Below are 18,249 nucleotides of genomic sequence, written 5' to 3' on the forward strand. Positions count from 1 at the left end.
TAACTCCTGATCATTATCCCGCCGCAGCGGCCACCCGTTCCTGCTGCAACAGATCCGCCAGACGGGTCAACCTGTGGCTAGCTGCCACCTCGACCCCCGCGCCGCCGCCCCAGGGCACCGCATAGAACGGCACCGCCGCCGCCCGCGCCGTCGCCTGATCGACCGGAGTGTCGCCGACATAGGCCCAGGTTCCGGGTTGCAGCTGCATCGCCTCGGCCACCGCCATCAGATGGCCGGGGTCGGGCTTGCAGGCTGCCACCGCATCCGCACCCACCGCCGCATCAAACAGATCGGCAAGGCCCAGCCGCTCAAGCACCTTACCGGTGATCGCATGGTTTTTGTTCGTGCAGATTCCCAGCCGCAGCCCCGCCGCGCGCAGGGCGGCAAGATCCTCGGGGACGTGATCAAAGAACCGGGTCCGGCCAGCCGGATCGCCCAGATAGGCGCGCAAATAGCCCTGATACGCCCGCTCGACCGCCGCATCGTCATAGAGGATGGCCTGATCGTCCAGAATGTCAGTGATCAGGCGACGTGAGCCGTTGCCGATGAACTGTTCGACATAGCGGGGGTCAAGCCCGGGCCAGCCGTTGTCCTGAAAACCCACGCTCAACGCCGCGGCAATGTCGGGCGCGCTGTCGATCAGCGTTCCGTCCAGGTCGAATATGAACGCGGAATAGGCGGGCATGAAAGCGGGCTCCTGCTGTTACTGGTCGAAAATGGCATCGCCGAGCGCGGCAAACCTGTCGCTCAGCACCGGATAGAGTGAGCGATAGATCTGATGGGCGCGCGCATAGACCACGCTGGCTGCGGGGTCGGGTACGTCGCACGTCAGGTCACGGCATGAGCGCGCGGCGGTCGTCGCATCGGGCCAGACCCCAGCGGCAACCCCCGCGACCAGCGCGGCACCAAAGGCCGCGCCTTCGGCGGCACCCTCGGTCGTCACCACATCGCAGCCGAACATATCGGCCTGAATCTGACGCCATAACGCCGAGCGCGCACCGCCACCCGAGGCCTTGACCACCCGCCCAGCAATCCCCATCGGCTGCATCAGTGCGTGCATGTCGATAAAGGCATGGACCACGCCTTCCATCAGCGCGCGGGTCATGTCACCCCGCTGATGACGGGCCGTCAGGCCGACAAAGGCACCCCGGGCTAAGGGGTCGGGATGGGGGCAGCGTTCCCCGTTCAGATAAGGCAGAAACAGCAATCCCCTGGCCCCGGCCGGGCTTTCGGCCGCCTCGGCCACAAGCTGATCAAACGAGACGTCAGCGCAAAGCGTATCGCGGAACCAGCCCATCGCGCCCCCCGCATTCAGCGACACGCCCATGCAATGCCACTTGTCAGGTGCGACATTGCAGAAAACCTGCAGCTTGCCATCGGGATTGTCCTGCGGAACATCCAGCGCCGCGGCCAGAATACCGGCCGTGCCAATGGTCGTTTGCAACTCGCCCGGTGCGATCACGCCCGAACCGATGGTCTGAATGACGCTGTCACCGCCGCCGCCCGCGACGGGCACCCCTTCGGGCAGGCCGAACAGCGCCGCGCCCTTGGCAGAGATACGACCAGTAACCTCCTGCGATTCAAAGACCGGAGGCAAAAGCGCGGGGTCGATACCGGCAGTCTCGATCAGCCCCTTGGCCCATTGCCGCCGGCGGACGTCAAAAAGCCCGGTCCCCGAAGCATCCGACACCTCGCTTGCCACCTCACCCGTCAGGCGCAGCCGCAGGTAATCCTTGGGGTTCAGCATCAGGGTCATGCGCGCGAACAGCTCGGGCTCGTGGTTGCGCATCCACAGGATCTTGCCCCCGGTATAACCGACGAGCATCCGGTTATTGGTGGCGGCAAGCAACCCCTCTGACCCGCCGGCGGCCTTGGCCAACGCCTCGCATTCGGCGCTGTTGCGCTGGTCATTCCACAGGATCGCCGGGCGCAGAACCCGATGCCCTGCGTCCAGAGGCGTCAGTCCGTGCATCTGACCCGAAAGGCCGACGCAAAGGATATCGACCCCCGGCGCCTTAACCAACGCCCCGGCGACGGCCTTTCGCGCGCCCTCGATCCACAATTCGGGATCCTGCTCGGTCCAGCCGGGTCGCGGCTGCGCCAGCGGATAGGTCGCAGTATCTGCCGCGATCACCGCACCGTCGGTGCCTATCAGCAGCGCCTTGCAACCCGAGGTGCCGATGTCGATGCCCAGAAGCGCCTGCATGGCTCAGCCCCCGACACCGTGATGCAGCCTGACATGCTTGAAGTTGAAATACTCCAGCAGCCCCTCGCGCCCATGTTCATAGCCGACACCGCTTTGTCTGCGGCCGCCATAGGGGGCATTCATGATACCGGCATCAACATTGTTCAGCGCGACATTGCCATAATCCAGCCCGCCCGACAGGGCATGAATCTCGGTCAGATCGCGGGCATAGGCATAGGCGGCCAGCCCGTAAGGCGTATCATTGGCAAGGGCGATCGCTTCGGCCAGTTCATCATAAGGCGCAACGCCGACCAGAGGGCCAAAGGTCTCTTCGGTCATCACCAGCATCTCATGGGTGCAATCGGCGACCACCGTCGGGCGGAAGAAATGCCCTTTGGCATATTCCGCCCCCTCAGGCGCCCTGCCGCCCGCAACCAGCCGCGCCCCGCGCGCCAATGCATCCTCAAGATGGGCGCGGGTCTTGGCCAACGGCTCGGCCGAGGCCATGGCACCCAGATCAGCCGACGGATATTTCAACCCATCATGCACGCCAAGCGCATCCGCCGCCTGCCCCAGCCCGGCCAGAAACTCTTGGTAAATCGAGCGGTGGACATAGATCCGGTTGATCGCAATGCAGATCTGGCCGCAATTGCGAAAGCTGCGCCGCGCAGCACCCTTGACCGCCGCCGCCACATCCGCGCTGGCGGTCACGATCATCGGACAGTTGCCGCCCAGCTCAAGCGACAGCCGCTTGACCTGCGGGCAGGTCTGCTGAATGTGCAGACCCACCGCGCTGGAGCCGGTGAAGGCAATCTTGTCGACCTGCGGATGTTCGACCAGCGCCTGTCCGACCTGCGACCCCTTGCCCGTCAGCACGTTGACGACGCCTGCGGGAATCCCGGCCTCAAGGCATTTCGCGGCAATCGCCAGCGCGGTAAAGGGCGTCAGTTCGGCCGGCTTGATGACAATCGAGCAACCGGCAGCAAGGCTGGCACAAAGTTTCCACCCCACCAGCTCGGCCGGATAGTTCCACGGCGTGATCGCGCCCACGACGCCGATGGGTTCGCGCACCACCAGACTTTGAAAGCCCGGCTGATCGTTCGGGACAATCTCGCCATGCACGCGGGTCGCCTCTTCGGCGTAGAAATGACAGGCTTCGGCCAGTTTCAGGATCTCGCCCCTGGCCTCATTGACTGGCTTGCCCTGTTCGGCCGTCATGATCTGGGCCATCATCGCGGCATCGGCAGCAATCAGATCGCCCAGCCGGTGCAGCGCCGCGGCGCGGGTCTTGGGCAGCTCTGCCGCCCAGGGACGGAACGCCCGGCGCGCGGCCTGAACGGCAGCCTCGATTTCGGGGGCAGTCGCGGCAGCAATATGGCCGATGACCTCGCAGGTCGCGGGATTTTCGACGGGCAGCCGGTCGCCCGCTCCGCGCTGAAAGGCGCCGTCGATAAAGAGCATGCCGTCCAGCCGGACAATCGCTTCCAAGATTGACTGATCTGTCATGGCTTCGGCCTCCCTCATCGTCATGGCGCCAAAATATAGCATAACTACATTCTGACAAGAGGGATTGTTCCGATAGGTCGAAAAACCATCAAACCTTAGATATTACATTAATATTTCTTACGGAATTTCTCTTATCAACGTGATTTCTGGAAATTTTCGCCTGTGCCTGCGCCATCCCGCTTGACGTAAATCGCGGCATGTATGTAGTTTCACTAGCAACCGAGGAGGTAAGACTCATGCTACCCAATTCCCCCGAAACCGCAAAGCTTGTTGGCCGCATCTGGCGCCCGGGCATCGGCCCATCCGTGGTGATCCTGCGCGCAGGTGCCGTGATCGACGTGACCGAATCGGTCGTCTCCATGGCCGATTTTCTGGACAATGATCCAGCCGCCCGTTTCGATACCCTGACCGGGGAAACCATCGGCACCCCTGATGATCTGGTGCTGGACCCGGCCGAGATGGGCTATCACGGCACCCGGCCATGCCTGCTTGCCCCTTGCGATTTTCAGGCGCTGAAGGCCTGTGGGGTCACCTTTGCCCGCAGCATGGTCGAACGGGTGATCGACGAGCGCACATCGGGCGATCCGGCCCGCGCGGATCAGCTGCGCCAGCGCATCGGCGCACTGATCGGGGACAGCCTGTCAAATATCGAGGCTGGCTCGGCCAAGGCGGCCGAGGTCAAGGCGGCGCTGATCGCCGAGGGGCTATGGTCGCAATACCTTGAGGTCGGGATCGGCCCCGACGCCGAAGTCTTTACCAAATCCCAACCGATGTCGGCGGTCGGCCATGGCGCGCAGGTCGGCGTGAACCGCATCTCGAACTGGAGCAACCCCGAACCCGAGGTGGTGCTGGCGGTGGACAGCAGGGGTAACATTCGCGGTGCGACGCTGGGCAATGACGTAAACCTGCGTGATGTCGAGGGCCGCTCGGCCCTGCTGTTAGGCAAGGCCAAGGACAACAACGCCTCCTGCGCCATCGGCCCCTTTATCCGGCTGTTCGACGATGACTTTACGCTTGCAGATATCGAAAAGGCGACGCTGACCATGTCGGTGACCGGCACCGACGGCTTTCACATGTCCGGCCGTTCGAACATGGCCGAAATCAGCCGCAAGCCCGCCGATCTGGTCGCCCAGACGATGAACGCCTCGCATCAATATCCCGACGGGTTCATGCTGTTTTTGGGCACGATGTTCGCGCCGACACAGGACCGGGCCGAAAAGGGTTCGGGCTTTACGCATAAAACCGGCGATGTGGTCGAAATCTCGACCCCGCTGCTCGGCACATTGCGCAATACCGTGGTCCATTCCGACGAGGCCGCACCTTGGACCTTTGGCACCCGCGCCCTGATGCGTAACCTGGCCGGACGGGGGCTGCTGTGAGCGACGCCACTCTGAAACTGGTCGTCACCGATCAGGCATTTGGCAATACCCGGCATGAGCAGGCTGCCGCCAAGGCTGCCGGCGCGACATTCGCCGAGTTTGCGTGCCGCAGCGAGGACGAAACGCTGGACGCCGTAAGGGGCGCAAATGCCGTGCTGAACAACTTTGCCCCGATGACCCGCAAGGTCATGGCCGCGATGGCGCCGGGCGCGGTCGTGGTGCGCTATGGCGTCGGTGTCGATAATGTCGATCTTGCCGCGGCGCGCGATCTGGGTGTGCGGGTCTGCAACGTTCCCGATTACGGGGTCGATGAGGTCGCCGACCATGCCGCCGCAATGACGCTGGCATTGGCCCGCAAGCTTGGCCGCTATGACAGCGGCATCCGCGCCGGAGAGTGGAAGATTGACCGGATGGTGGACGGCCTGCGCTCGCTGCGCGACACCACGGTCAGCCTGATCGGGCTGGGTCGGATCGCGCGGGCCTATGCGGCGCGGATGGCTGTTTTTGGTTGCCGCATCACCGGCTTTGACCCTTTCGTCCCCGAGGATCAGATCCGCGCGGCGGGCATCACCCCCCTGTCCCGCGATGAGGTGATCGGCACGGCCAATATCCTGTCGCTGCACGTCCCCCTGACGCCCGAGACCCGCCACCTGATCAATGCCGCCGCCATTGCACGGATGCCGAAAGGGGCGATCCTGATCAACTGCTCGCGCGGGGGGCTGGTGGACGAGGATGCGTTGGCCACAGCGTTGGTTTCTGGGCAACTGTCGGGCGCCGGTCTGGACGTCTTTGAAAAAGAGCCGCTGCCGCAGGACTCGCCCCTGCGCAAGGCGCCACATGTGATCATGTCGCCCCATGCTGCCTTTTATTCCGACGCCTCGGTCGATGCGCTGCAAAGACTGGCATCCGAAGAGGCCTTGCGTGGACTTCGCGGTGAACCGCTGCGCTGCGCGCTGACCTGAGGGGGATCGAATGGACTACAGGACAAGACAGGATCTGACCGGCAGGCTGGCGCTGGTTACCGGCGCAGGTCAGGGCATCGGCGCCGCTATTGCCGAGGCGCTGGCCGGGACCGGGGCCGAAGTAATCTGCACCGACATCCAGCGCGACCGGGCCGAGGCGACCGCCAGCGATCTGACGGCCAAAGGCTTCGCCGCCCGGGCCAAGGCGCTGGACGTGACAGATAGCGCCGCAATCGAAACGCTGGCAAAGAGCCTGCCGCCGCTGGATATTTTGGTCTGCAACGCCGGGATCGTTTCGAACACTCCGGCCGAGGAAATGACCGATGCAGAATGGGACAAGGTCATCGCCGTCAACCTGACCGGGGTGTTTCGCACCTGCCGCGGCTTTGGACGGCGGATGATTGAGGCCGGGCGCGGGTCGATCATCAATATCGGCTCGATGTCGGCCCAGATCGTCAACGTGCCACAACCGCAATGCCATTATAATGCGTCCAAAGCCGGGGTGCATCACCTGACGAAATCGCTGGCGGTCGAATGGGCCGCGCGGGGTGTGCGCGTCAATGCCGTTGCCCCGACCTATATCGAAACGCCGCTGCTGCACGGGCTGGAAGGCCAGCCGGGGCTGGTCTCTCGCTGGCTTGAGATGACACCCGCCGGACGGATGGGGCAACCACATGAGATCGCCTCGGTGGTGCAGTTTCTTGCGTCGGACGCATCAAGCCTGCTCACCGGTGCGATTATCAATGCGGATGCAGGCTATACTTGCATTTGACGGCCGCGCGACCCAGGATCACCGGACACCGTCAGGTTCTGACGGCCCACTTTCCGCGAACAAGGGAAAACAGGGATGAGTCACAGGGTCGTCGTCATCGGCGCGGGCTTTGCCGGGCTGCAAGTCGTGCTGGGCCTGAAGGGCGCGGATTGCGCCATCACCCTGATCGACCAGCGCAACCATCACCTGTTCCAGCCGCTGCTCTATCAGGTGGCGACGACGCTGCTGGCCACTTCCGACATCGCCTGGCCGATCCGCGCGCTGATGCGCGAGCGAAAGGACGTCACCACGCTGCTGGCGACGGTGGAAGGCATCGACCGAGCCGCACGCGAAGTCGTCCTGAGGAATGGCGAGCGCGTGCCCTATGACACGCTGGTCATCGCCACCGGCGCCCGCCACGCCTATTTCGGCAAGGACCAGTGGGAAGCCGATGCGCCGGGCCTAAAGACGCTGGAGGATGCGACCACGATCCGCCGCCGCCTGCTGCTGGCCTTCGAACGCGCCGAACTGGCCGAGAACGAGGAACAGCGGCAAGCGCTGCTGACCTTTGCAGTCATCGGCGCCGGACCGACCGGGGTCGAACTGGTCGGCATCATCGCCGAACTGGCGCATCGCATCCTGCCGCGGGAATTCCGCCGCATCGACACCCGGCAATCACGCATCCTGCTGCTCGAGGCCGGGCCGCGCGTCCTGCCCGCCTTCAGCGACAAGCTCTCGGATTATGCGAAGCGCGCGCTGGAGCGGCACGGCGTCGAGGTAATGACCGGCGCCCCGGTCACCGAATGCTCGGATGGCGGGATCGTGCTGGACGGGCGCTTCATCTCGGCCCGCACGGTGATCTGGGCGGCGGGGGTCCAGGCCTCGCGCGCCAAGGACTGGCTGGGGGCCGAGGCGGACCGCGCCGGCCGCGTCGTGGTGACGCCCGAACTAACCCTGCCCGGCGATCCGGCGATCTTCGTCCTGGGCGACACGGCGCATGTCGAGTCAGGCGGCCAGTCCGTGCCAGGCGTGGCGCCCGCCGCCAAGCAACAGGGCAAGCATGCGGCCCGGACCATCCGTGCAAGGCTTGCGGGCAGGCAAGGGCCGGGGCCGTTCCGCTATCGCGACATGGGCAACCTCGCGACCATCGGGCGCAATGCGGCGGTGATCGAGTTCGGGCGCTTCAGGATGACCGGCTGGTTTGCTTGGTGGATCTGGGGAATCGCCCATATCTATTTCCTGATCGGCACCCGTTCGCGGCTGTTTGTCGCGCTGAGCTGGCTGTGGGTTTTCCTGTCCGGGCAGAACTCCGCCCGGCTCATCACCCAGAAGGAAACGCTCAAGGAAGCCGCGGACGAGGCGCACCGGGATCTATAAAAATTGGCCGTGCCGCTCAGGGCGCAACCCTAGCGTGTCTTCGATAGCTATCGCCCCCCGTGAGAGAGCCGATTTAAGCCAGCCGTCATTCGGGCATTCATGCCCGGATCGCCGCCCAGGCCATGTCGGCAATCACCCGTCGTGCGGCTGCAGCCACCAGGATCGCACGGTCCGCGCCCATCGCAAGCGCCGTCCGCAGCGTCTCGGCTGCCTGCTTCACACCGAAACCGCGATCACCTCAGAGGCCTTCCCGGACTCCTTCAGGCGGATCGCCTCCTCAACCGCAATCTCGTCGAACGGGTTCATCGACATCCTGACGTTCGCAAGATCAACACCAGTGCCGTCAGACCTAACACGGGCCTTAACGTTGCAGTCAATCACACGCTTCAATGGCACGAGAACCTTCATCGGCCGCTCCCCTTTGGGTTCAGGCTCGCGACACGGTCCAGCGCCGCAAGCAGTTCCAGCCGCATCTGCGCGACAATATCTGCCAAAGGCTCGGTTCTGTGGACCGCGCCAAGGCTTTGCCCGACCGAAAGGACGCCCCGGCTGACATCGCCGGTTTCATAGGCGCGGCGGCCGATGATGCCGCTGATCAGCGGCATGAGATCGTCGATGGTCGCATCGGGTCGGGTGGTCTCAAGCTCATGCAGTTCGCGCATGGTATCATTGGCAAGCGCCCGCACCGTATTGCGGATCGTATGCATCCCCAGCGCAGTGTCATTTTCGGTCGCGCGGATCAGCGCCTGTTTATAGGCGTCATGGGCCCAGATCTCATCCGCGACCAGAAACCTTGTGCCGACCACAGCACCTGCACCGCCCATGGCAAGGATCGCCGCCACCTGGGCGCCGGTACCAACCCCGCCGCCGATCAGCCAGGGCATGTCGAGCCGCGCCCCGGCAAGCCCGGCATTGACAAAACTGCCGATGAGGTCCAGCCCGGGGTGACCGCCGCATTCCGCACCAACGATGGTAACCGCATCGACACCGATTTCCTGCGCCTTGACAGCATGGCGCAGGCTGGCAACCTTGTGCAGCACCCTGATGCCCGCCGCGCGGGTAATCGGCAGATAGGCTGCGGGGCTGCGGCCCGAGGTTTCGATAAAGCGCACCCCCTCTTCGGCGACGAGGCGAAAGACCCCGGCCGTGCGGTCACTGTCAACCAGCTTGGGCAGCATCGAGATATTGACGCCAAACGGCAGATCCCCGGCCAGTTCCCGACAGCGGCGGATTTCATCACGCAGCGCCTGCGGATCGGGAAAGCTGGCTGCGGTGATAAAACCGATGATCCCGGCCTGCGCCGCCGCCGCGACATATTCGGCATTCGCAAGCCACATCAGCCCACCCGCAACAATGGGCAGGCGGGTGCCGAACAGGCGCGTGACGGGGGTATCAAATTCAGGCAGCGGCGCAGAGGGATAAGAAGGCACCGCCGGAAAAACCGGAAGGCGACGTTCACGGAATGCGCTGATGCCCTCGGCCGCCTCTGGACTGCCAAGTGCATGGGCCATCGCGGCCTTTTCAGCCTCAAGCTGATCGTCAAAGCCCTGATCAGAGGCACCGTCGAGCAGCGCGAGAATGGCCGATTGCGCCCCCCTTGCCCCCTGCGCCAGCTCCGAGGCCAGCCCCAGCGCCGCCTGCAAAGCCTGACCCGCAGGGACGAGACGGTTGATGACGCCCAGCTCGGCCAGTCGCCGCGCCGGAAAGCGCCCGCCCAAAAGCGCAAGTTCAGCCGCAGCCTGCGGCGGCAGAGCGCGCAAAAGCGAGGCCGTGCCGCCGCCATCCGGCACCAGCCCGGCCTTGACATAGGCCATCGACATATAGCTGTCTTCGGCGGCGACGATCAGATCGGCAGCCAGCGCGATCGAGGCCCCCGCCCCGGCCGCACCGCCCTCGATCGCCGCAATCACCGGCTTGGGGCAGCTGCGAATGCGCCGCACCAGCCGGTGCAACAGCTCGATCCGCGCCGCCCTTTCCGCAGGTGGCAGGGCCGCGCGCGTGGCCAGCTGGTTCAGGTCACCGCCGGCGCAGAAAAATCCCCCCGCCCCCTGCAGGACGATATTGGCAATCCCGGCATCGGCCAGCGCCAGATCCAGACCAGCATTCAGCCCGTCATAGATCGCGGGGCCAAGAACATTGCGCTTTTCCGGCACATTCAGGGTCAGCACCAGGGTCGCGCCATGGCAGGCAGAGAGCACCGGCTGGCGGGCGGCTGAATTCATCTGCGCCTCATCATGCGAAAGATGGCAGAGCCAGTCGCCAGCAGACGGCCGCTTTCATCGCGCAACTCGGCCTCAAGGAATTTCAGGCTGCGTCCACCGCCGGTCACGCGCCCCTTCGCAGAGACGCGCTGCCCCGCTGTGGCACCGGCGATGAAATTCACCGACAGCGTAACAGTCACGGCCGAGACATCCATATCCCCGGTCGCCTCGCGCAGCGCCACGCCGCAGCCATTGTCGAGCAGCATCGACACAAAGCCGCCGTGCAGCACCCCCAGCCGGTTCAGATGCTGAGGCCCGACCTCAAGCGAGCACGAGCCCCCCACGCCCCCCGGCGCGGCCACGACCGAGCGATAGCCGACCAGTTCGCTTGCGCCAGAGGCATCCACGGGCAGAAATTGCCCCTCGGCAGGGGGTCCGATCTGGGGATCGGCCATCACGCGGCCTCAGCGATAGGCTGCAGACGGATCATGCGCAGGGCGTGATCGTTACGATCCCCCAGCTGATGGTCGATCATCACCAGACGTTTGGCATAATGAGAGCCGGGATATTCCCAGGTCATGCCGATACCGCCATGGAGCTGGATCGCCTCTTCTGCGATTTTGCTGCCCATCCGGCCGATCAGGTTCTTGGCCATCGAGACGGTCCGCGCCTGCGCGGGCGTGCCATAGGCCGCGACCGCCGCAATGGTGATCGAACGGCATTGCTCGCGTTCGACGACCATATCGACAATCCGATGCTGAAGCGCCTGAAAGCTTGCCAGACTGCGGCCAAACTGTTTGCGCTGCCTGAGATAGTCGATGGTGATGTCGATCAGATGCGACATCGCGCCGACCGCCTCGGCGCAAAGCGCGATACGGCCAAGGTCCAGCGCATCCTCGATCAGCCCGCCACAGTCGGGCGACAGGCATTCAGCCCGCAACCCATCCAGAACGATATCGGCAATGCCGCCGCCGTCGATCATCGGCGCCGCAATCAGATCAGGCTGATTAACCAGGAACAGGCCAAGCGTGCTGCCGTCCGCCCCTGTGATACGAGCAGCGACCAGAACCAGATCGGCACCGGGCGCACCATAGACGGCGGATTTGCGCCCGCTTAGACGCCAGCCATCGCCCTCGGGCCGGGCCGAGGCGTCAAGGCAGAACAGATCGCATGCTGCCTGCGGTTCAAAAGCCGCCAGCGCCGCGCGGCTTTCGCCGCTGATCACCCGCCCGACCAGATCGGACCGGCCAAGCGCCGCAAGCAGGCGCAGACCAAGCAGCGTCCCCAGCATCGGCTCGGCGCACAAGCCCTGACCCAGCTCTTCAAAGATCACGGCAACGTCGTCGGCGGTACCGCCAAAGCCGCCCTGCTCCTCGGACACAAAGGCCCCGATCACGCCCAGTTCGGCAAGGCCTGACCAGACCTCGGGTGCATGAAAGGGTGCGGTAAAGGCTGCGCGGTTTCGCGTCTCGATATCGTAATTCGCGGCCAGAAAGCGGCGCAGTGAACCGGATAGAAGCTGATGGTCCTCGGACAGATTGAAATCCATCGGATCACTCCCTGAACAGTTCTTTGGCAACGATGTTGCGCTGGATTTCGTTGGAACCGCCAAAAATCGACAGCTTGCGGTGGTTGAAATAAACCGGCGCGGCCCGGGCTGCCTCGACAGGCACGGTCAGTTCGTTTTCGGACAACTCATCCGCTATCGGCGCCGCCTGCGCGCCCAAAGCCGAACGATAAAGGTCCTGCAGCGCCTGCCGGACCTGCGTGCCCTTGAGTTTGAGCAGAGAGCTTTCGACCCCGCCCGCAGCCCCGTCCCGGGCATTGGCAAGCATCCGCAGATTGGTGATGCGCAGGGCCTCAAGCTCTGCCTCGATCTCGGCCGCGCGCGCGGCATAAAGCGGGTTTTCAGACAGGCGCTGCCCATCGCGGATAATCTCGCGCGCCAACTGCCGGAAACGCTCAAGGTCCTTGGTGGCGAAACCGACGCCGGCGATATTCGTCCGCTCATGGGTGAGCAGATATTTCGCAATCGTCCAGCCCTGATTTTCCTGCCCCACCAGATTGGTCACGGGCACGCGGACATCGGTGAAAAAGACCTCGTTCACCTCATGCCCGCCATCGATCAGCTTGATCGGCCGCATCTCAATACCGGGGGTGTCGAGATCGACCAGAAGAAAGCTGATCCCCTCTTGCGGCTTACCCTCGGTCGAGGTCCGCACGAGGCAGAAGATCCTGTTGGCGTATTGGCCCAGCGTGGTCCAGGTCTTTTGCCCATTGATAACATAATGGTCGCCGTCACGAACCGCGCGGGTCCTCAGACTGGCAAGGTCCGAACCGGCCCCCGGCTCGGAATAGCCCTGGCACCACCAATCGCTGCCATCAAGGATGCGCGGCAGGATATCGCGCTTTTGCTGCTCGTTGCCAAAGCGGATCAGCACCGGACCCAGCATGTTCAGGCCAAATGCCGGCAGGCGCGGGGCACTGTGAAGCGCGCATTCCTCGGAAAAGATATGCCGCTCAACCGCGGACCAGCCGGGGCCGCCATACTCTTTCGGCCATGTCGCGGCCACCCAACCCTTTGCATGCAGGATCGCCTGCCAGCGCAGGATATCCTCGCGCCCCAGCTCTTTCCCGGCGGCAACTTTTTCGGAAATGTCGCGGGGCAGCTCTGTTTGCAGAAAGCTGCGCACCTCTTCGCGGAAGGCGCGTTCCTGCCCGGTGAATTCGAGATCCATCCGCTTACTCCTTGTTCAGATCGGCAAAGCTGCGCCCGCTGTGGGCGAGTTCGCGCAAAAGCGCAGGGACCTGCCAGTAATAGGCATCCTCCGCTGCATAGGTCTCGATCCGTTCGATCAGCGCCGCCGCGCCGATCCGGTCGGCATAGTTCAGCGGCCCACCCAGATGGCGCGGAAAGCCATAGCCGAACAGGAAAACCGCATCGACATCAATGGGACGTAGCGCGATCCCCTCTTTGACGACCCGGGCCGCCTCTGAAATCATCGCCGTCATATAGCGGGAAACGATCTCATCATCGGAAAAGGCCCGGGGGGTGATGCCCTTATCCGCCCGCTCGGCCTCGATCATCGCCGCGACCTCGGGGTTGGGCTCACGCGTTTTGTCATCGCCGTAAAGGTAGTAGCCGCGACCGGTCTTGCGTCCGAACCAGCCCCGTTCGCAAATGCGATCCGCAACCGCGACATAGCGTTCTTTGACGGGCCGGGTCGCCGCCTTGCGCTTGCGCGTCGCCCAGCCGATGTCCAGCCCGGCAAGATCGCCAACGGCAAAGGGACCCATGGCAAAGCCAAAATCCTCAAGCGCGCGGTCGATTTGCTGGAATGAGGCACCGTCGAGCAACATGTAATCCGCCGCCTTGCGGTAATGCGCAAGGATGCGGTTGCCGATGAACCCGTCACAAACGCCCGAGCGTACGGCCACCTTTTTCATCCGGCCCGCCAGCGCCAAAGCGGTCGCCACCACCTCGGGCACGGTTTTATCCGCAACCACGACCTCAAGAAGCCGCATCACATGGGCGGGCGAAAAGAAATGCAGCCCGATCACATCCTGCGGGCGCGAGGTCGCCGCCGCAATGGCGTTCACATCCAGATAAGAGGTGTTGGTACCAAGGACCGCGCCCGGCTTGCAGATCTGGTCAAGCCGACCAAAGATCCCGGTCTTGACCGCCATATCCTCATAAACCGCCTCGATGACCATATCGACATCCGCCAGCCCCTCAAGGTCCGCCGTGACGGTCAGCATCGCAAGCTGAGCGTCGCGCGCGGTCGCACTGACCTTGCCGCGCCTGACCGCATTATCGAGATTGCCCGCCACCGCCGCCCGTGCCGCCTCGGCACGGGCGGCCGCGGTTTCAACCAGGATGACGGGAATACCCGCCTGCAAAAGCGCGGTGGCAATGCCCGAACCCATGGTGCCGCCACCGATCACCCCGACCTGTCCGACAGGACGCGGGGTGGCCGAGGTCTCGGGGAAATGCCGCGCCACGCGCTCGGCATCAAAGGCATGGATCAGCCCCTGCCGGTCGGGACTGTCCATCAGTTCCAAAAACAGCGCACGTTCGGCCTTAAGACCCTCGGCGATGGGTTTTTCGGCATGTGCAATGGCCTCGACCGCCTTGATCGGCGCGGCCAGCGCCGGGCGCTTGCGCTGCAATTTCTCAATGGCCTGCCGGATTAGTTCAGGGTCGATCCGCGCCACGATCTGACCGGTGCGGCGGGTAGGCATCCCGCCCCGGGCCACCCCGGTCGCGGCGGCAAGCGCCGCTTCACGCGGAGAGCGGGTGTCGGTCCGGTCGAGAATGCCCAAAGCCGCGGCCTCATCCGTGCCGACCCGGCGGCCCGAAGAGATGATATCGACAGCTTCTTGCAGGCCGATCAGACGGGGCAGGCGCTGCGTGCCCCCTGCGCCGGGCAGGATGCCCAGCGTCACCTCGGGCAGGCCAAGCTGCGCACCGGGCAGGCCGATACGGGCATGGCAGGCAAGCGCCAGCTCAAGCCCACCGCCAAGCGTCGTGCCATGGACCACGGCGATCACCGGCTTGGCGCTGGCCTCGATCTGGTCCAGCACATCGGGCAGGCGCGGCTCTTGCGGAGGTTTGCCAAATTCCCGGATATCCGCCCCTGCCGAAAGACACCGGCCGGTTCCGTAAACCGAGATCACACGCACCGCCGGGTCATTGTTCAGCGCCGCGACTGCATCCGAAAGACCCTTGCGCAGCGCCGCACCCAACGCGTTGACCGGCGGGTTATCCAGCCCGATCAGGCCGACGCCGTTTTCGATGCTGACAGAGACGGGATCATTACCTGCCTTGGTCATCATCCCCTCCGTCAGCTCACGCGCTCGATGACCATGGCGATGCCCTGCCCGACCCCGATGCACATGGACAGACAGGCATAGCGGCCGCCCGTCCGCTCAAGCTGGCGCATCGCGGTCAGGATGATCCGCCCGCCCGAGGCACCCAGCGGATGCCCGACCGCAATCGCGCCGCCATTGGGGTTCAGCCGGCTGTCAGAGGGATCAAGGTCGAGCTGGCGGCAGCAGGCCAGCACCTGGCTGGCAAAGGCCTCGTTGATCTCGATCAGGTCCATGTCCTTCATGGTCAGGCCCGCACGCTCAAGCGCCTTTGGCACCGCAAAGGCGGGACCGATCCCCATGATGCGGGGCGGCACACCTGCGATAGCGCCGGAAACGATGCGCGCACGCGGCTTGGGTCCCAGATCGCGCGCGCCGATCATCAGCGCCGCCGCCCCGTCATTGACGCCCGAGGCATTGGCGGCGGTCACGACGCCGCCCGCAAACAGGGGCTTCAACGCCGCCATCTTTTCCTGTGTCGTCTCGGGCCGGGGATGCTCGTCCGCATCCACCACCGTCACACCCTTGCGCCCTGCAATCTCGATCGGCTGGATCTCATCACGAAAGAAGCCTTCGGCACGGGCAGCCTCAAATTTCTGCTGGCTGCCATAGGCAAAGGTATCGCACTCCTCGCGGCTGATCCCGTATTCGGCGGCCAGGTTGTCGGCGGTCTGCGGCATGCTGTGATCGCCGAATTGCGCGGCAAATTCCGGGTTCGGAAAGCGCGAACCGATGGTAGAGTCAAATATCGGCTGCTGGCGATGCCAGGGCGCGGGTGCCTTGCCCAGAATAAAGGGGGCGCGGGTCATGCTTTCGGTACCGCCCGCGACGTAAAGCCCGGCCTCGCCCAAAGTAATCGAACGCGCAGCATCAAGCGCCGCCGCCATCCCCGAGCCGCAAAGCCGGTTCACCGTCAGCCCCCCGGCCTCTGTCCGGATGCCCGACAGCAAGCCGACGAAACGCGCCACGTTACGGCTGTCTTCACCCGACTGGCAGACGTTGCCCAGAATGACATCCTCGATCTGCCCGACCGGCAGGTCCGAACGTGCAACAAGCGCCCGGATCACCTGCGCCGCCAGATCATCTGGCCGGATCGCCGAAAGCGCGCCGGCATGACGACCGAACGGACTGCGCAGCCCGTCATAAATATAACCCTGCAGCATCAAGCTATTCCTTCTGTTCAAGCTGGTCGCGGAAATGGTCCAGCAGCTTGCTTTTCAATATCTTTCCGGTCACGGCCTGCGGTACGGCGTCGGCGATGACGATGCGCGCAGGCACCTTGTAGGGCGCCAGCCGTTCACGCAGCCAGTTGCGCAGTTCGGCCTCGGTCACTTCGGATTGAGTGGTGACAAAGGCGATCACATCCTCATCACCGTCACGCGCCCGGCCAACCACCGCGCTAAGGGAAACCGCGGGGTGCAGGCTCAGCACCGCCTCGACCTCGGGCGGATAGACGTTAAAGCCGGAATGGACGATCAGCTCTTTCAGCCGCCCGACGATATGGATCGCCCCGTCGGGGTCCTGACGGGCAAGATCACCCGTGCGCAGAAAACCATCCCCGGTCAGCGTTGTGCGGGTGGCCTCGGGGTTGCGGTAATAGCCCTTCATCACGTTGGGGCCGCGCACCCAAAGCTCGCCCACGCCATGTTCATTCGGATCATGGACGCGCACCTCGGTCCCCGGTGCGGCCAGCCCGACCGAAGTGTCGCTGCGCGGGCTTTCGATCCGCGTGGTGGCGATACCGGGCGAGGCCTCGGTCTGGCCATAGCCGTTGTGCAGCGGCAAGCCAAAGACCCGTTCGACCCGCTGCTTGATACCCAGATCCAATGGCGCTCCGCCCGCATAGATATAGCGCAGCCTGCGATGTTCGAGCCGCTCGACGCCCAGTTCCGAAAGCCGGCGCAGCAAGGCAGCAAAAACCTGTGGCACTGCGGGCAGGATCGTCACATCCTCGCGCAGGCATTCCAGCACCGTATCCGCATCAAAGCGCGGCATGGCAATGATGCGCGACCCCTTTGACAGCGCCGCAAGGAAAACCGAGGTCAGCCCAAAGATATGGGTGCCGGGCAGCAGCGCCAAGGTGACATCCCCATCCGAGATGCGGCGCAGCGTGGATGAGGTCTGGGCCGTGAACAGCAGGTTTCCATGGCTTAGCATCACCCCCTTGGGCTCGCCCACCGTGCCGCTGGTATAGATCAGGATCGCGGTTTGCCCCGGACCTTCCTCAACTGGTTCGGGCACGGCATCGCGCAGAGGTGAAACCAGCAGTTCGCCACAATCCAGCCGACCCAGCGAAATACCCCCCATCCGCGCGGCATGGCCGCGCGCGGCGGGGGAAACCTCTGGGGTGTAGATCGTGCAGCGGATATCGGCGACCTGGGCAAGCCGGTCGACCTCGGCCGCTGTCAGCCGCGCATTGGCAAGCAGCGTCCACGCATCCAGCCGCCCCAGGGCCAGCGTGGCGGCAAGATAGGTGACACTGTTCTCGCTAAGCAGCATGACGCGGTCACCGGGGCGTATCCCATAGCCGGAAAGGCGCGCGGCCATATCCTCGACCAGACGGGACAGATCGGCATAGGTGTAATCCACGCCGTCGTGATCGGTGATCGCGACATGCGACGGATCCCCCTTTTGCAGCAATTCATGGATACGCCTCACGGTCTCCCCCTGTCTGCGATCCGTCATGTGAGCCGGGCAGCGGTGGCCAGCCACCTGCACCCCACGCCGGATTCCCCTTTCCGGCCCGCATCGCCGCAAAGACACCCGCCTTGAGGCAATTGGATTGATCAAATTTGCGAACCATTGTTTCGCATAGCGAGCAGTATTCATCCAAAATGCGTCGCGTCAAGCCCCTATCACGTGACTTTCGTACGCCACTGCCCGATCAGCAGGGATGCCGGTCAGGACGTCAGCGCAGTATAAATTTTGCGAAATAGCCGTTTGCTTTGCGAAAGGCCTTGTTTGAATAGCCGGTCTTCGAGATGATCAGCAGATCAATCATTCAGCCTGTGACAGGATT

14 protein-coding genes and 1 pseudogene are annotated in these 18,249 nt (G+C 64.1%); 4 read left to right on the forward strand and 11 right to left on the reverse strand.

All coding sequences use genetic code 11. The features are described from left to right. Nucleotides 1-13 precede the first annotated feature (13 nt). Genes M511_RS05155 through M511_RS05165 form a run of 3 tightly spaced genes read right to left on the reverse strand, consistent with a single transcriptional unit; the run spans nucleotide 14 to nucleotide 3,691 of the window. Nucleotides 14-685 carry an HAD family hydrolase gene (locus M511_RS05155; RefSeq protein ID WP_010399504.1) on the reverse strand — a complete coding sequence of 224 codons (672 nt, stop codon included), beginning with the start codon at nucleotides 683-685 and terminating at the stop codon, nucleotides 14-16. Between the two features lie 18 nt (nucleotides 686-703). Then, nucleotides 704-2,206 carry a xylulokinase gene (gene xylB / locus M511_RS05160; RefSeq protein WP_085501553.1) on the reverse strand — a complete coding sequence of 501 codons (1,503 nt, stop codon included), beginning with the start codon at nucleotides 2,204-2,206 and terminating at the stop codon, nucleotides 704-706. Between the two features lie 3 nt (nucleotides 2,207-2,209). Then, nucleotides 2,210-3,691 (reverse strand): aldehyde dehydrogenase family protein, encoded by a 1,482-nt coding sequence (locus tag M511_RS05165; protein WP_139824537.1) that lies wholly within the window; start codon nucleotides 3,689-3,691, stop codon nucleotides 2,210-2,212. A 236-nt stretch (nucleotides 3,692-3,927) separates the two neighbouring features. Here M511_RS05165 and M511_RS05170 point away from each other — a divergent pair, with 236 nt between their 5' ends. The 4 genes from M511_RS05170 (at nucleotide 3,928) to M511_RS05185 (ending at nucleotide 8,160) form a co-directional block, all read left to right on the forward strand. Then, nucleotides 3,928-5,070, forward strand: coding sequence for a fumarylacetoacetate hydrolase family protein (locus tag M511_RS05170; protein WP_085501554.1), 1,143 nt, complete (start codon nucleotides 3,928-3,930; stop codon nucleotides 5,068-5,070). Next, nucleotides 5,067-6,032 (forward strand): C-terminal binding protein, encoded by a 966-nt coding sequence (locus M511_RS05175; protein WP_139824538.1) that lies wholly within the window; start codon nucleotides 5,067-5,069, stop codon nucleotides 6,030-6,032. Before M511_RS05170 ends, M511_RS05175 begins: the two co-directional genes overlap by 4 nt. 10 nt (nucleotides 6,033-6,042) lie before the next feature. Then, nucleotides 6,043-6,804: an SDR family NAD(P)-dependent oxidoreductase gene (locus M511_RS05180; protein WP_010399515.1), complete on the forward strand. Its 762-nt coding sequence runs from the start codon at nucleotides 6,043-6,045 to the stop codon at nucleotides 6,802-6,804. Between the two features lie 75 nt (nucleotides 6,805-6,879). Further along, the gene (locus M511_RS05185) at nucleotides 6,880-8,160 is read left to right on the forward strand and encodes an NAD(P)/FAD-dependent oxidoreductase (RefSeq protein WP_010399518.1); all 1,281 of its coding nucleotides are present in this window, start codon (nucleotides 6,880-6,882) and stop codon (nucleotides 8,158-8,160) included. Nucleotides 8,161-8,305: 145 nt separating this feature from the next. Here M511_RS05185 and M511_RS05190 read toward each other — a convergent pair. The 8 genes and pseudogenes from M511_RS05190 to M511_RS05225 all read right to left on the reverse strand — a co-directional run. Further along, nucleotides 8,306-8,568, reverse strand: a pseudogene (locus M511_RS05190) (electron transfer flavoprotein subunit beta/FixA family protein); the annotation flags it as partial. Further along, nucleotides 8,565-10,382, reverse strand: a complete 1,818-nt coding sequence (locus M511_RS19120; protein ID WP_240547540.1) for an oxepin-CoA hydrolase, alternative type — start codon at nucleotides 10,380-10,382, stop codon at nucleotides 8,565-8,567. The pseudogene M511_RS05190 and the gene M511_RS19120, both read right to left, overlap by 4 nt. Beyond that, nucleotides 10,379-10,816 carry a PaaI family thioesterase gene (locus M511_RS05200; protein WP_085501555.1) on the reverse strand — a complete coding sequence of 146 codons (438 nt, stop codon included), beginning with the start codon at nucleotides 10,814-10,816 and terminating at the stop codon, nucleotides 10,379-10,381. Before M511_RS05200 ends, M511_RS19120 begins: the two co-directional genes overlap by 4 nt. Next, nucleotides 10,816-11,910, reverse strand: a complete 1,095-nt coding sequence (locus tag M511_RS05205) for an acyl-CoA dehydrogenase family protein (RefSeq protein ID WP_010399528.1) — start codon at nucleotides 11,908-11,910, stop codon at nucleotides 10,816-10,818. Before M511_RS05205 ends, M511_RS05200 begins: the two co-directional genes overlap by 1 nt. 4 nt (nucleotides 11,911-11,914) lie before the next feature. Next, on the reverse strand, nucleotides 11,915-13,099 hold the full coding sequence (locus M511_RS05210) for an acyl-CoA dehydrogenase family protein (protein ID WP_085501556.1): 1,185 nt from the start codon (nucleotides 13,097-13,099) through the stop codon (nucleotides 11,915-11,917). A 4-nt stretch (nucleotides 13,100-13,103) separates the two neighbouring features. Further along, a complete protein-coding gene (locus tag M511_RS05215) occupies nucleotides 13,104-15,197 on the reverse strand; it encodes a 3-hydroxyacyl-CoA dehydrogenase NAD-binding domain-containing protein (protein ID WP_085501557.1) in 2,094 nt (697 codons plus the stop codon). Nucleotides 15,198-15,205: 8 nt separating this feature from the next. Next, nucleotides 15,206-16,393 (reverse strand): acetyl-CoA C-acyltransferase, encoded by a 1,188-nt coding sequence (locus tag M511_RS05220; protein ID WP_085501558.1) that lies wholly within the window; start codon nucleotides 16,391-16,393, stop codon nucleotides 15,206-15,208. A 4-nt stretch (nucleotides 16,394-16,397) separates the two neighbouring features. After that, on the reverse strand, nucleotides 16,398-17,888 hold the full coding sequence (locus tag M511_RS05225) for a class I adenylate-forming enzyme family protein (RefSeq protein ID WP_176224513.1): 1,491 nt from the start codon (nucleotides 17,886-17,888) through the stop codon (nucleotides 16,398-16,400). Between the last annotated feature and the right edge of the window lie 361 nt (nucleotides 17,889-18,249).

The organism is Paracoccus sp. J56, from assembly GCF_019633685.1.
Lineage (GTDB): Bacteria > Pseudomonadota > Alphaproteobacteria > Rhodobacterales > Rhodobacteraceae > Paracoccus > Paracoccus kondratievae.